This is a genomic window from Rhodoferax sp. (assembly GCF_012927445.1).
Taxonomy (GTDB): Bacteria; Pseudomonadota; Gammaproteobacteria; order Burkholderiales; family Burkholderiaceae_C; genus Rhodoferax.
On sequence record NZ_JABBPD010000002.1, the window covers coordinates 213,890 to 227,398 of the forward strand.

The window sequence follows — 13,509 nt, forward strand, 5'->3', positions numbered from 1 at the left end:
TTTAGGCTTCTAGCCCCCGTCTAGTCTGCGCAGGTAGCTATGCTATTGATAGCGTTACTGCGCCGTCCAACCGCCATCCATGTTCCACGTCACGCCACGCACATTGTTGGCTGCGGGTGAGCAGAAGAAGACGGCGAGGGCGCCCAACTCTTGCGGGGTGGTGAACTGCATGGACGGCTCTTTTTCGGCCAGCAACTGCTTGGTGGCTTCTTCCACCGAGATGCCCAGTGTCACTGCTTTGGCGTCCACCTGTTTTTGCACCAGCGGCGTGAGCACCCAGCCGGGGCAGATCGCGTTGCAGGTCACACCGCTGGTGGCGTTTTCCAGGGCCGTCACCTTGGTCAAACCCACCACGCCGTGCTTGGCGGCGACATAAGCCGATTTTTCGGCAGAGCCGACCAAGCCGTGGATCGAGGCGATGTTGATGATGCGGCCCCAGTCGGCGGCTTGCATGGCAGGCAGGGCCAGGCGGGTGGCGTGAAAGGCGCTGCTCAGGTTGATCGCCATGATGGCGTCCCAGCGCTCAATCGGGAAGTTCTCGATCCGGGCCACGTGCTGGATGCCGGCGTTGTTCACCAGAATATCGACGCGGCCAAACTGGGCGGCGGCGAACTTCATCATGTCTTCAATCTCGGCGGGTTTGCTCATGTCGGCCGCATGATAGGCGACTTTAACGCCCATAGCCGCCACTTCGGCCTTCGGGCCTTCGGTGTCGCCAAAGCCGTTGAGCACGATGTTGGCGCCCTGCTGGGCCAAGGCTTTGGCAATGCCAAGGCCAATGCCGCTGGTGGATCCGGTAACGAGAGCTGTTTTGCCTTTTAGCATGGGTTTTCTCCGTAAAGGGGCAGGGGGATGCTGCGATTGAATTAGGATGTGATGACCGTGACGGTGAGACCGCTTACCTGTTAACACCTTGCCATTATCAAACCATTAAGTTCACCATGATTGAACCGACACTGAATTACGTACATTGCCCTGATGCATCCGGCGGGCATCGCATGGCCTACTGGGAATGGGGCAATCCGCAAAGTGCCCATGTGGTTGTCTGTGTGCATGGCCTGTCGCGCCAGGGGCGTGACTTTGACGTGCTGGCGCGGGCTTTGTGTGACAAGGCGGGCAACGACCTTCGGGTGGTCTGTCCGGACGTCGTGGGTCGGGGGCAAAGCGACTGGTTGAAAGACCCGGCCGGCTACCAGGTGCCCAACTACGCCGCCGACATGCTGGCCCTGCTGGCGCAGCTCCAACCAACCACGCTGGACTGGGTCGGCACCAGCATGGGCGGGCTGATTGGTCTGGTGGTGTGCGGGCAAGCTGATCTGCCGCTGCCCGTGCCGGTGCGTCGCCTCGTGCTGAACGACGTCGGCCCCAGCATTCAGTGGGACGCCTTGCAGCGGATTGGTGAATATCTGGGCCGGGCCGTGCAGTTTGACTCGGTGCAGCAGGCCGCCGATGCCCTGTGGGCCATTTCCACCAGCTTTGGGCCGCACACGCCGGCACAGTGGCTGGCGTTTTCACGGCCGATGGTCAAGGCGGTGGCGGGCGTCCCAGGCCGCTGGACGCTGCATTACGATCCGGCCATTGCGGTGCCGTTTCGCGCCATGACCCCTGAGATGGCCGCGCAGAGCGAAGCCCTGCTGTGGCAGCTGTATGACAACATCAAGGCCACCACCCTGTTGCTGCGCGGCGCCCAGTCGGACTTGCTGTCGCTGGAAACCGCCCAGGCCATGACGGTCCGTGGCCCCAAGGCACGGCTGGTTGAATTTGCGGGGGTCGGTCACGCGCCGACCTTCATCGTCGATGGCCAGGTGCAAACGGTGACCTCCTTCCTGCTTGATTAGAAAATTGGTGAATTCCGGATGAAAAGTCTCTCAGTCGAATCCCATGGTTCGACCCCCTTGCCGCAACCGCTAACGCAATTGTTAGCGGCCACCACCGAGAGCCTGCCGGAGCAGGCCAATGCGCTGGCGCGCGCCCGCGCCTTTGCCGAGCCGCTGTTGGCCAGTGAGACGCTGGACACTGGCGAAAACATTCTGGCCCATGCCGATGCCGTCGCGGCCATCCTGAAGACCATTGGCGGCTCCGAGGCGATGCAGGCGGCCAGCTATCTGGTGTACGCCTGCGATCACCTGAACAAGCCGCAGGAGGTGATCGCCAAAGCCTTTGGCGACAACTTTGCCGCGCTGGCGATTGAGACCACCAAGCTGGTGCGGGTGCAGCGGCAAGCGCGCCAGGCGCAGGTTGCCAATGCACGGGCCTCAACGGCGATCCCGATGGCGCAAACCGTGGCGGCCCAGACCGAGAGCGTGCGCAAGATGCTGCTGGCGTTTTCGCGTGACTTGCGCGTTGTGATGCTGCGCCTGGCCTCGCGCCTGCAAACGCTGCGCTTTTTTGCCGCCAGCAAGCGGCCGGTCCCGGCGGGCTTGGCGCGCGAGGCGCAACAGGTGTTTGCGCCACTGGCCAATCGCTTGGGCATCTGGGAAATCAAGTGGGAGATGGAAGACCTGGCTTTCCGTTTTCTGGAGCCGGATACCTACCGGCAGGTGGCCCGCCTGTTGGACGAAAAACGCTCCGAACGCGAAGTCCATGTCGAGCAATTGCGGGCCCGGCTGGAGGCCGAATTGACGGCGCAGGGCATGGAGGCCAAGGTGCAGGGGCGACCCAAACACATCTACAGCATCGTCAAGAAGATGCGCGGCAAGTCGCTCAATTTTGACCAGGTGTACGACATCCGGGCGCTGCGCATTGTGGTGGCAACCGTGCCGGACTGTTATGCCGCCTTGAGCTGGGTGCACAGCGAGTTTTCTCCGATCACCGATGAATTTGACGACTACATTGCCCGGCCCAAAGCCAACGGCTACCAGTCATTGCACACGGTGGTGCGCGACCGCAGTGGGCAACCGATCGAGATCCAGATCCGGACCCAGGCCATGCACGACCATGCCGAGCACGGGGTGGCGGCGCATTGGGCCTACAAAGAGGCCGGGGTCAAGGGCTATTCGGGCGTGTCGGCCAGTGGTGTCTACGACGCCAAAATTGCCGTGTTGCGCCAGTTGCTGGCGTGGGAGCGTGATCTCTCGGGCGCGCAAGAGCATGCCGGCGTGTTTGACGACCGCATTTATGTCTTGACGCCGGAGGCGGCCATCGTTGAATTGCCGCAGGGCGCGACCGCGGTGGATTTTGCCTACAGCGTGCACACCACGCTGGGCCATCGTTGCCGCGGTGCGCGGGTGGACGGTGCCATGGTGCCCTTGAACACGCCGCTGAAAAACGGCCAGACGGTGGAAGTCACGGTGGTCAAAGAAGGCGGCCCCTCGCGCGACTGGCTCAATGCCGAGCTGGGTTATCTGGTCAGTCACCGGGCCAAGGCCAAGGTGCGGGCCTGGTTCAACGCGTTGGCGGTGGGCGAGACGGTGGCGAAAGGCCGCGAGGCGGTGGAAAAACTGATGCAACGGCTGGGCAAGACCGCTGTCAAACTGGAAGATCTGGCGTCGCAACTCGGTTTCAACTCGGCCGACGGACTGTTTGAAGTGGTCGGCAAAGACGAGTTTTCGCTGCGTAACATTGAGACCGTGTTGCGTCCGCCCGAGCCGGTGCAGACTGACGAGGACTACCTGCCACTCAAAAAACCGCGCAGTACGGCCAATTCAGCCAAGGGCGGGGTGCTGGTGGTGGGGGTTGATTCGCTCATGACGCAGTTGGCCAAATGCTGCAAGCCCGCACCGCCGGATGCGATTTGTGGCTTTGTCACGCGCGGCAAGGGGGTGAGCGTGCACCGTACCGATTGCTCCAACCTGCGTGAGATGGTGGCAAAAAATGGCGAGCGCGTCATTGAGGTGGAATGGGGGCAGCCCCAATCGGCCGGTGCTTCTGTCTATCCGGTGGATGTGGCGGTGGAAGCTGCGGACCGGCAGGGCCTGCTGCGCGATATTTCCGAAGTCTTTGCCAAAGAAAAAATGAACGTGATCGGGGTCCAGACCCAGTCCATGAAGGGCACCGCCTGGATGACCTTCACGGTCGAGGTGTCCGACTCCGGGCGGCTGGCCAAGGTGCTGGGGATCGTGGCGGAGTTGAACGGGGTGCGGGCGGCGCGGCGCCGCTAAGGCAGTAGCCGGCCACGTCCTCCGCGTGCGGCCGCGCTCTGGTTTAATGCTATAAAAAGCGTAGCTATCTACGCTGGTTACACGGGGGCTAGCGGTCGATTTGGCTTATAAAAATCATTGCGTGCCAAAAATCCGGTCACCGGCATCGCCCAAGCCCGGCAGGATGTAGCCGTGCGCATTGAGTTGGCGGTCAATCGCCGCGGTGTAGATCGGCACATCCGGGTGCGCTTTGCGCAGCGTGGCAATGCCTTCGGGGCAGGTCAGCAGGCAGACAAACTTGATGGATTTGGGTTGCAACGTCTTGATGCGTTCAATCGCGGCCACGGCTGAATTGCCGGTGGCGAGCATCGGGTCCACCACCACCACGTCGCGTTCCTGCATGTCTTGGGGCATCTTGAAGTAGTACTCCACCGGCTGCAGGGTTTTGGGGTCGCGGTACAGGCCAATGTGGCCGACCCGTGCCCCCGGCACCACCGTCAGCATGCCGTCCAGAATGCCGGTACCGGCGCGCAGGATCGACACCAACACCAGTTTCTTGCCGTCAATCACCTTGGCGGTCATGGTCTCCAGTGGTGTCTCGATTTCCACGTCCAGCATCGGCATGTCGCGCGTGACCTCAAACGCCATCAGCATGCTGATTTCATTGAGCAGGCTGCGAAAGCTGTTGGTGCTGGTGTCCTTTTTGCGCATCAGGGTCAGTTTGTGCTGAACCAAAGGGTGATTCACCAAGTGGACTTGGGGGGCAAGGTCGTTGGAGGTGCTCATCGGGGGACTTTCTCAAAATGGGGTGTGGCGGGAAGGCGTGTGCCGAGCGGAATGTTGTGTCGCAAGCCGGTTTGTCAGCGTTTGGCGCCGCCAAAGATGCCGCCGAGCACGCCGCGGATGATCTGGCGGCCGACTTCGCGGCCGACGGCGCTGGCGGCGCTGCGGATCATCTGTTCACCGGCCGAGGTGCGGGTTCGGCGTGCGCCACCGCCGAAAATGGAACCCAGGCTGTCGAGCAGGCCACCGCCGGCGGGCGCTGGTGTGGCTTGGTCATCGCCGGGTCGGTTTTGGCCGTTTCGCTGACCGTTTGCGGCATTCGAGGCGGGCGAGGCGGATGCGCGCTCCAGGCGCGACTCGGTGCGCCCCTTGATTTTCTCGAACGCGGATTCCCGGTCCAGGTGTTTTTCATAAACCCCGGTCACGATCGAGCCGGCCATCAGGGCTTGGCGCTGTTCGGGTGTGATCGGGCCAATCTGGCTCGCCGGCGGCAGCACAAACACACGTTCGGTGACACCGGGACGGCCTTTTTCGTCCAGAAAACTCACCAGCGCTTCGCCCACCGCCAGTTCGGTGATGGCGGCGCCGATGTCCAGCGCCGGATTGGGCCGCATGGTGTCCGCGGCCGATTTGACCGCCTTCTGGTCGCGTGGCGTGAAGGCGCGCAGGGCGTGTTGCACGCGGTTGCCCAGCTGGGCCAGCACCGAGTCCGGAATGTCGAGCGGGTTTTGCGTCACAAAATAGACGCCCACGCCTTTGGAGCGCACCAGCCGTACCACCAGTTCAATGCGCTCCAGCAGCACCTTGGGTGCGTCCGCAAACAGCAGGTGCGCTTCGTCAAAGAAGAATACGATTTTGGGTTTGTCCAGGTCGCCCACTTCGGGCAGGGTTTCGAACAGTTCACTCAGCAGCCACAGCAAAAACGTGGCGTACAGCCGGGGCGAGTTCATCAGCTTGTCGGCCGCCAGCACATTGACCACGCCGCGTCCGTCGGCGTCGGTTTGCATGAAGTCTTCGATGTTGAGCATCGGCTCGCCAAAGAATTCATTCCCGCCCTGGGCTTCAATCTGCATCAGCCCGCGCTGAATCGCGCCGATGCTGGCGGCGCTGACGTTGCCGTATTCGGTGGTGAAGTCGGACGCGTTGTCACCCACCAGCTGGCACATGGCGCGCAGGTCTTTCATGTCCAGCAGCAGCAGGCCGTCGTCGTCCGCGATTTTGAACACCAGTTGCAGCACGCCGGCCTGGGTCTCGTTCAGATTCAGCATGCGTGCCAATAACAGGGGCCCCAGATCGCTCACCGTGGCCCGCACCGGATGGCCTTGCTCGCCAAAGACGTCCCACAAGGTCGTTGGAAATGCTATAAATTCAGGCGCTGTTAGCGCTCTATCGGCGAGGACTTTGGCCAGTTTTGATCCCAAGGTGCCGGCCTGGGAGATGCCGGTGAGATCGCCTTTGACGTCGGCCATGAACACCGGCACGCCGATGCGCGAGAAGCCCTCGGCCATGGTTTGCAGCGTGATAGTTTTGCCGGTGCCGGTGGCGCCGGTGATGAGTCCGTGCCGGTTGGCCTTGTCAGGCCGCAGGAAGCACTGGGTGTCACCATGTTGGGCAATCAGGATCGGTTCAGACATGTGGCTCTCAAAAAGTACAATTGTTGGCGTAGCGTAACGAACTTTTGAAGGATTCCCCGTGGCAGGACACAGTAAATGGGCCAATATTCAGCACCGTAAAGGTCGCCAAGACGAAAAACGGGGCAAAGTGTGGACCCGCATCATCCGTGAAATCACGGTGGCGGCGCGCGCCGGTGGTGGCGATTTGGCCACCAATCCGCGCTTGCGGCTGGCGGTGGACCGCGCCAAGGCGGCCAACATGCCGGCGGACCGTGTCAAGTACAACATCGACAAGGCCACGGGTAACCAGGAAGGCGTGCATTACGAAGAAATTCGCTATGAAGGCTACGGCATTGGCGGCGCGGCCATCCTGGTCGATACCATGACCGACAACAAAGTGCGTACGGTGGCCGAAGTGCGCCACGCTTTCGCCAAATACGGTGGCAACATGGGCACCGAAGGCTCGGTGGCGTTCCAGTTCAAGCATTGTGGCCAGCTGATTTTTGCCCCCGGCACGAATGAAGACAAGGTCATGGAAGTGGCGCTGGAAGCCGGTGCAGAGGACGTGATTACCGACGACGACGGTGCGATTGAGGTGTTGACCGCCTATGTCGACTATGAGACCGTCAAAAATGCACTGGAAGCTGCGGGCTTGAAGCCCGAAGTGGCTGGGGTCACCATGCGTGCCGAAAACCCGATCGAACTCACCGGCGACGATGCGGTACGCATGCAAAAACTGTTGGATGTACTGGAAGAGTTGGATGATGTGCAAGACATTTATCACAATGCAGAAATAGACAGCGAGGCACTATGAACGTTCTTGTGATTGGCGGCGGTGGCCGCGAACATGCTTTGGCCTGGAAATTGGCGCAGTCGTCCAAGGTGCAAACGATTTACGTAGCACCGGGTAACGGCGGTACCGCCCTGGATGGACGTCTTGAGAATGTCAACATCACGGACGTCCACGAACTGCGGGCGTGGGCGATTGCTAACAAAATCGCGCTGACCGTGGTGGGGCCGGAAGCCCCCCTGGCGGCGGGCGTGGTGGATGAGTTTCGCAAACATGGCTTGCGCGTGTTTGGCCCAACCCAGGCTGCTGCCCAGTTGGAGAGCTCCAAGGCGTTTTCCAAGGCCTTCATGAAGCGCCACAGCATTCCCACCGCGGAATATGAGACCTTCACCGACCCGGTGGCGGCACACGCTTACCTTGATCTAAAAGGCGCTCCGATTGTGGTCAAGGCCGACGGCCTGGCAGCGGGCAAGGGCGTGGTGGTCGCCATGACGCTGGCTGAGGCGCACGAAGCGGTGGACTTCATGCTGGTGGACAACACGCTGGGCGTGACGCACAACGAAGGCGGCGCCCGTGTCGTCATCGAGGAGTTTTTGATCGGCGAAGAAGCTAGTTTCATTGTGATGTGCGACGGCAAAAATGTGTTGGCACTGGCCACCAGCCAGGACCACAAGCGACTGCTGGATGGGGATCTGGGGCCCAACACCGGCGGTATGGGCGCCTACTCGCCCGCACCCGTGGTGACACCCGATGTGCATGCGCGCGCCATGCGGGAAATCATTTTGCCGACAATTCGGGGCATGGAGAAAGACGGCATTCCGTACACCGGATTTTTGTACGCCGGTCTGATGATCGATGCCAACGGACACCCCAAAACCCTGGAGTTCAATTGCCGCATGGGCGACCCCGAGACCCAGCCGATCATGATGCGACTCAAGACCGATCTGGTCGATGTGATGCTGGCGGCCACCGAGCCCGGTCCGCATGGACGTCTGGATCAAATTGAGTTGCAGTGGGATCGCCGTACCGCCTTGGGTGTGGTGATGGCGGCGCATGGTTATCCGATGCATCCGCGCAAGGGTGACGTCGTCACCGGCCTGCCTATGGCAGAAGATGATGCCGTCGTGTTTCATGCCGGTACGGCCTTCAAAGACGGTGAGATTGTCACCTCTGGGGGACGTGTTTTGTGTGTCACGGTGCTGGCTGACAACGTCCGTCAGGCGCAACAACGCGCCTACGAAGTGGCCTTGGGTATCCGTTTTGATGGCATGCAGTACCGGACGGATATTGGCCATCGCGCCGCCAAAAACTAACGCGCATGACGCTGTCCAATCTGAACACGCCGCGAACGGAGGCTGTACGCGGCTATTTGCAAGACTTGCAGGCGCGCATCACTTCGGCCATCGCCACACTGGATGGCACGGAGTTTTTGACGGATGTCTGGCAAAAAGAGCCCGGTGAGAAGCTGCAGGGCAACGGCATCACCAAAATCCTGGAGGGTGGCCCGGTTTTTGAACGGGCCGGTTGTGGTTTTTCGCATGTGCGTGGGCCCAGCTTGCCGCCTTCGGCCACTCAACACCGACCCGAGTTGGCCGGCGCACCCTTCGAGGCGATGGGGGTATCGCTGGTGTTTCATCCGCGCAATCCCTATGTGCCAACCGTGCACATGAACGTGCGCATGTTGGCGGCCAAAGGTCGGGATGGGCAAGAGGTGTGCTGGTTTGGTGGCGGCATGGATTTGACGCCTTACTACGGTTTTGAGGAAGATGCGGTGCATTTCCACGCCAGCTGCAAAGCTGCGCTGGCGCTCTATGGCAGCGATAAATACCCGCGCTTTAAAACTTGGTGTGATGAGTACTTCTATTTGAAGCACCGCTCAGAACAGCGCGGTGTGGGCGGCATCTTTTTTGACGATTTTTCCGAACTGGGCTTTGAAGGCAGTCTGGCCATGATGAAGTCGGTAGGCGATTCATTCTTGACCTCCTATCTGCCGATTGTGGCGCGGCGCCAGGACATGGCCTACGGTGAGCGGGAACGCGCGTTTCAGCTTTACCGGCGCGGCCGCTATGTTGAGTTCAATCTGGTCTGGGATCGCGGCACGCATTTTGGCTTGCAGTCAGGCGGGCGCACTGAATCAATTTTGCTGTCCATGCCACCGCTGGCCAGTTGGTCGTATCAAAACGTGTCTGAAGCCGGCTCGCCCGAAGCCGATTTGTACGTAAAATTCCTGGTCCGCAAGGAATGGGTTTGACATGGGCTTAATGCCCGATCAGTCCGTGCACAGGCGAATCGGCGTGTTTGGAGGCGCGTTTGACCCGCCGCATGCTGCGCACGTGGCGCTGGTGCAGGCGGCGTTGGCCGATTTGCAGCTTGATCAACTCATCGTTGTTCCCACCGGGCAAGCCTGGCACAAGGCCCGGGCCTTGAGTCCCGCCCATCACCGTCTGGCCATGGCACAGCTGGCGTTTGCCGATTTACCCCGCGTGGTCATCGATCCCCGTGAAACCCAGCGCTCCGGCCCAAGCTATACCGTGGATACGTTGCGTGAGTTGAAGGCGCAATGGCCTGACGCCGAGTTGTTTTTGATCATGGGTGAAGACCAGGCCCGGGCGCTGTCAACTTGGCATGAATGGCAAGAGGTTTTGCGACTCGCTATAATTTGTGTAGCTGAGCGCGAAGATTTGACGGGGGCCAGCCCCCAGTTTATTGCACAGAAGTCGCATGAATCGCGTTTCAGGCGGCTGCAAATGCCAGCCATGCCTGTCAGCGCAACCGATATTCGGACCCGAATTGCAGCGCATCAATGCGTTGTCCCACTGGTTTTTGAGCCAGTTGCGCGTTATATTGACGACCACCACCTTTATCAGACTATTTGATGACTAACTCTACCGTTGCAAAAAAAGACATCCAGAAACTTCAGCGTGCCATCGTCGATGGTCTGGAGGACGTCAAAGCCCAGGACATTCAGGTGTTCGATACAGAACATCTTTCGGCCTTGTTTGAACGGGTGATCATTGCTTCAGGCACATCCAACCGGCAGACCAAGGCGCTGGCTGGCAGTGTGCGCGATTCGGTCCGTGATGCTGGTTTTCCAAAACCCCGGGTTGAAGGCGAAGCGAACGGTGAGTGGATTATTGTGGATTGCGGCGCCGCCGTGGTGCATGTCATGCAACCTAGTTTTCGTCAGTACTACAACCTGGAAGAACTCTGGGGCGAAAAGCCGGTGCGTCTCAAATTTGGTGCCGCCAAGCCGGAAGAGAAAGAGCTGGTTGAGCCAGTCAAAGCGACGAAAAAAGTCGTAGAGCTGGAAGGTAATCTGCGTCGGTCCAATGCCGCTAAAAAAGGGGTGGCCGAAGCCTTCCCTTCCAAAGCCCAGGTGAAGAAAGATATGGCAGTCAAGTCGGCTGCAAAAAAAGCCCCAGCCAGAAAAACTGCTGTGAAGAAAGCGCCGGCAGAGGCGGTCTCCGCGGTTGCTGAGCGCAAGACTGCCCCGAAGTCTGCCGTTAAAGTTGCGGCCAAGAAAGTCGCAATTAAAAAGGTAACCATCAACGATCCGGCCAAGGCTTCAGCCAAGAAATCGTCGCCCAAGTTGGCCGCCAAGAAAGCACCTGCCAAGAAAACGGCCGTCCGCAAGGCCTGACCGGATACTTTTTGTGAGGCTGGTGATTGTCGCCGTGGGGCAGCGGGTGCCCGATTGGGCGCAAACTGCTTGGGACGATTACGCCAAGCGCTTTCCCTACGAACTCAAAGTTGAACTCAAAACCGTCAAGACCGAACCACGTGGTTCCAAGACGGTAGAAACTTTGTATGCGGCTGAGCGTGCCCGCATTGAAGCAGTCATACCCAAAGGCTGTCGCATTGTGGTCCTGGACGAGCGGGGCACCACGCTAACGACGGCAGCCCTTGCAAAAAAGCTCACACACTGGCAGTTGGAAAGCGACGATGTGGCCTTGGTCATCGGCGGACCCGATGGACTTGACCCCGCATTCAAACAAGCGGCGCATGAACGCATTCGTTTGTCGGATTTGACCCTGCCCCATGCCATGGTTAGGGTGTTGCTGATTGAACAGCTGTACCGGGCCTGGTCAATCAATGCCAATCATCCTTACCACCGCGAGTGATATTTTTATGTTTTCATCGTGACTAAGTTTATTTATCTTGCCTCGCAAAGTCCGCGGCGTAGCCAGTTGCTGGAACAGTTGGGCGTGCGTCATGAATTGCTGTTGCCCGGCGCGGATGAAGATGCGGAAGCACTTGAAGTAGCTTTGCATAACGAGGCCCCGGCGGCTTATGTCAGACGGGTGACGCAACTCAAGCTGGACGCCGCATTGAAGCGGCTCAAGCTGAGAGGTTTGCCAGCGGCACCCGTGCTGTGCTCGGACACGACCGTGGCATTGGGTCGCATCATTTATGGCAAGCCAGCCGATGCCGTTGATGCTGCCCGGATTCTGGCAGAACTCTCCGGCAAGACACATCGTGTTTTGACGGCTGTGGCGCTTGGGACCGGGCGTAAACGCGAGCAAACATTGTGTGAGTCGCGTGTCACTTTTGCTGAAATGAGCCTGCGTCAGATGCAAACTTACATCGCCTCCAATGAGCCGATGGGCAAGGCTGGCGCCTACGGCGTGCAGGGCAGGGCGGCCGCGTTTATTTCACACATGTCCGGAAGTTATTCTGGCATTATGGGATTGCCCGTGTTCGAGACTGCGCAGTTGCTTCGGTCTTTTGGATTCAAGGTTTAATTGGGTTTTTGCCCGCCACCACCCATGCAAGAAGACATTTTGATCAACTGGTCTCCGCAGGAAACCCGTGTTGCCATTGTTGAAAATGGTGTGTTGCAGGAGTTGCACGTCGAACGCACGCTGGAACGCGGCCTGGTTGGCAATGTTTATCTGGGCAAGGTGGCCCGCGTGCTGCCGGGCATGCAGTCCGCGTTTATTGACATTGGACTTGAGCGTGCCGCGTTTTTACATGTGGCCGATGTCTGGCATCGCCAGCCCGATGGCGAGCCGCCCAGCATGGTGCGCAACACGCAGCCGCAGATTCCGATAGAAAAGCAGGTGTTTGAAGGCCAGGCACTGATGGTGCAGGTCATCAAGGATCCGATCGGGACCAAAGGGGCTCGGCTGTCGACGCAGATCAGTATCGCGGGGCGGATGCTGGTGTTTTTGCCGCAGGATGACCATGTTGGGGTGTCACAAAAAATCTCGCAACACCAGCGTGATGAACTTCGAGCGCGGCTGCAGCGCCTGACGGGCACCGAGGGCGGCGGCTTCATTCTGCGAACCAATGGAGAGGATGCTTCTGATCTGGAGTTGTCTGAAGATATTGGCTATCTGCGCAAGGCCTGGGCCCGTATCAAGAGCGCCTCAATGCGACTGCCACCTTTGTCACTGTTACACCAGGATTTGAACCTGTTGCAGCGTGTCTTGCGCGATCTGGTTGGTGAAAGCACGCAAACCATCAAGGTAGATTCACGGGAGCAGTTTGACTCCCTCAAGACGTTTGGTCTCGAATTCATGCCGGCAGCCTCTGCAAAATTGCAGCATTACAAGGGTGAACGTCCCATCTTTGACCTGTACGCCATTGACGAGGAAATCGCCAAGGCGCTGGGACGCCGGGTTGATTTGAAGTCAGGTGGCTATCTGATCGTGGACCAGACGGAAGCCTTGACCACGGTCGATGTGAATACCGGTGGTTTTGTCGGTGCCCGCAATTTTGACGACACTATTTTCAAAACCAACCTGGAAGCCGCCCAGGCGATTGCGCGGCAACTGCGTCTTCGCAATCTCGGTGGCATCATCATTGTCGATTTCATTGACATGGTGCGAGACGATCACCGTGAGTCGGTTTTGGCTGAATTCAAAAAACAACTGGTGCGGGACCGCGTCAAAACAACGGCAGGCGGGTTTTCGCAACTCGGTCTGGTCGAGATGACCCGCAAGCGCACCCGTGAGTCGCTGGCGCACATGTTGTGTGAACCTTGCCCGACCTGTGCCGGCAAAGGTATTGTCAAGACCGCGCGCAGTGTGGCATACGACATTTGCCGCGAGATTCTGCGCGAAGCACGCCAGTTCAATCCACGTGAGTTTCGCGTGATCGCCTCGCCCAAAGTGATTGAACTGTTTCTGGATGAAGAAAGCCAGCATTTGGCGGGTTTGAGCGAGTTCATAGGAAAACCAGTGTCATTGCAGAGCGAAGGTGCCATGGGGCAAGAGCAGTACGATATTGTTCTTCTGTAGGT

At 59.3% G+C, this 13,509-nt stretch carries 13 protein-coding genes; 10 read left to right on the forward strand and 3 right to left on the reverse strand.

The features are described from left to right. Positions 1-54: 54 nt before the first annotated feature. Positions 55-825 carry a 3-hydroxybutyrate dehydrogenase gene (locus HHJ17_RS03685; RefSeq protein WP_296505007.1) on the reverse strand — a complete coding sequence of 257 codons (771 nt, stop codon included), beginning with the start codon at positions 823-825 and terminating at the stop codon, positions 55-57. A gap of 116 nt (positions 826-941) precedes the next feature. Here HHJ17_RS03685 and HHJ17_RS03690 point away from each other — a divergent pair, with 116 nt between their 5' ends. Both HHJ17_RS03690 and HHJ17_RS03695 read left to right on the forward strand, forming a co-directional pair. Then, entirely contained in the window at positions 942-1,838 is an 897-nt protein-coding gene (locus HHJ17_RS03690) for an alpha/beta hydrolase (protein WP_296505009.1), read from the forward strand. A gap of 18 nt (positions 1,839-1,856) precedes the next feature. After that, positions 1,857-4,100, forward strand: a complete 2,244-nt coding sequence (locus tag HHJ17_RS03695; protein ID WP_296505011.1) for a bifunctional (p)ppGpp synthetase/guanosine-3',5'-bis(diphosphate) 3'-pyrophosphohydrolase — start codon at positions 1,857-1,859, stop codon at positions 4,098-4,100. A 114-nt stretch (positions 4,101-4,214) separates the two neighbouring features. Here HHJ17_RS03695 and upp read toward each other — a convergent pair whose 3' ends face one another. After that, positions 4,215-4,865, reverse strand: coding sequence for a uracil phosphoribosyltransferase (gene upp, locus HHJ17_RS03700; RefSeq protein WP_296505013.1), 651 nt, complete (start codon positions 4,863-4,865; stop codon positions 4,215-4,217). A gap of 74 nt (positions 4,866-4,939) precedes the next feature. Next, entirely contained in the window at positions 4,940-6,496 is a 1,557-nt protein-coding gene (locus HHJ17_RS03705; protein WP_296505014.1) for a helicase HerA-like domain-containing protein, read from the reverse strand. A 58-nt stretch (positions 6,497-6,554) separates the two neighbouring features. Between HHJ17_RS03705 and HHJ17_RS03710 the strand changes: the two genes are divergently transcribed. From HHJ17_RS03710 to rng, 8 genes are read left to right on the forward strand one after another with little or no spacing between them, the layout of a single operon-like run. Beyond that, positions 6,555-7,289: a YebC/PmpR family DNA-binding transcriptional regulator gene (locus HHJ17_RS03710; RefSeq protein WP_296505015.1), complete on the forward strand. Its 735-nt coding sequence runs from the start codon at positions 6,555-6,557 to the stop codon at positions 7,287-7,289. Then, a complete protein-coding gene (purD, locus tag HHJ17_RS03715) occupies positions 7,286-8,578 on the forward strand; it encodes a phosphoribosylamine--glycine ligase (RefSeq protein ID WP_296505017.1) in 1,293 nt (430 codons plus the stop codon). Before HHJ17_RS03710 ends, purD begins: the two co-directional genes overlap by 4 nt. Before the next feature lie 5 nt (positions 8,579-8,583). Further along, the gene (gene hemF, locus HHJ17_RS03720; protein WP_296505019.1) at positions 8,584-9,516 is read left to right on the forward strand and encodes an oxygen-dependent coproporphyrinogen oxidase; all 933 of its coding nucleotides are present in this window, start codon (positions 8,584-8,586) and stop codon (positions 9,514-9,516) included. Between the two features lies 1 nt (position 9,517). Next, the gene (gene nadD, locus HHJ17_RS03725) at positions 9,518-10,141 is read left to right on the forward strand and encodes a nicotinate (nicotinamide) nucleotide adenylyltransferase (protein WP_296505020.1); all 624 of its coding nucleotides are present in this window, start codon (positions 9,518-9,520) and stop codon (positions 10,139-10,141) included. Beyond that, positions 10,141-10,905: a ribosome silencing factor gene (gene rsfS / locus HHJ17_RS03730; RefSeq protein WP_296505021.1), complete on the forward strand. Its 765-nt coding sequence runs from the start codon at positions 10,141-10,143 to the stop codon at positions 10,903-10,905. The genes nadD and rsfS overlap by 1 nt, the downstream gene beginning before the upstream one ends. 13 nt (positions 10,906-10,918) lie before the next feature. Next, complete coding sequence (rlmH, locus tag HHJ17_RS03735) at positions 10,919-11,386, forward strand: 23S rRNA (pseudouridine(1915)-N(3))-methyltransferase RlmH (protein WP_296498557.1); 468 nt, start codon at positions 10,919-10,921, stop codon at positions 11,384-11,386. A gap of 18 nt (positions 11,387-11,404) precedes the next feature. Then, positions 11,405-12,007, forward strand: coding sequence for a Maf family protein (locus HHJ17_RS03740; RefSeq protein WP_296505023.1), 603 nt, complete (start codon positions 11,405-11,407; stop codon positions 12,005-12,007). 24 nt (positions 12,008-12,031) lie between these two features. After that, the gene (rng, locus tag HHJ17_RS03745; RefSeq protein WP_296505025.1) at positions 12,032-13,507 is read left to right on the forward strand and encodes a ribonuclease G; all 1,476 of its coding nucleotides are present in this window, start codon (positions 12,032-12,034) and stop codon (positions 13,505-13,507) included. Positions 13,508-13,509: the final 2 nt, after the last annotated feature.

What these genes read in the sequence shown, in the direction of transcription:
- upp (WP_296505013.1), bottom strand. Translation starts at nt 4,865, where the DNA reads ATGAGCACCTCCAACGACCTTGCCCCCCAAGTCCACTTGGTGAATCAC.
- rsfS (WP_296505021.1), top strand. Translation starts at nt 10,141, where the DNA reads ATGACTAACTCTACCGTTGCAAAAAAAGACATCCAGAAACTTCAGCGT.
- purD (WP_296505017.1), top strand. Translation starts at nt 7,286, where the DNA reads ATGAACGTTCTTGTGATTGGCGGCGGTGGCCGCGAACATGCTTTGGCC.
- HHJ17_RS03685 (WP_296505007.1), bottom strand. Translation starts at nt 825, where the DNA reads ATGCTAAAAGGCAAAACAGCTCTCGTTACCGGATCCACCAGCGGCATT.
- nadD (WP_296505020.1), top strand. Translation starts at nt 9,518, where the DNA reads ATGGGCTTAATGCCCGATCAGTCCGTGCACAGGCGAATCGGCGTGTTT.
- hemF (WP_296505019.1), top strand. Translation starts at nt 8,584, where the DNA reads ATGACGCTGTCCAATCTGAACACGCCGCGAACGGAGGCTGTACGCGGC.
- HHJ17_RS03695 (WP_296505011.1), top strand. Translation starts at nt 1,857, where the DNA reads ATGAAAAGTCTCTCAGTCGAATCCCATGGTTCGACCCCCTTGCCGCAA.
- HHJ17_RS03705 (WP_296505014.1), bottom strand. Translation starts at nt 6,496, where the DNA reads ATGTCTGAACCGATCCTGATTGCCCAACATGGTGACACCCAGTGCTTC.
- HHJ17_RS03690 (WP_296505009.1), top strand. Translation starts at nt 942, where the DNA reads ATGATTGAACCGACACTGAATTACGTACATTGCCCTGATGCATCCGGC.
- rng (WP_296505025.1), top strand. Translation starts at nt 12,032, where the DNA reads ATGCAAGAAGACATTTTGATCAACTGGTCTCCGCAGGAAACCCGTGTT.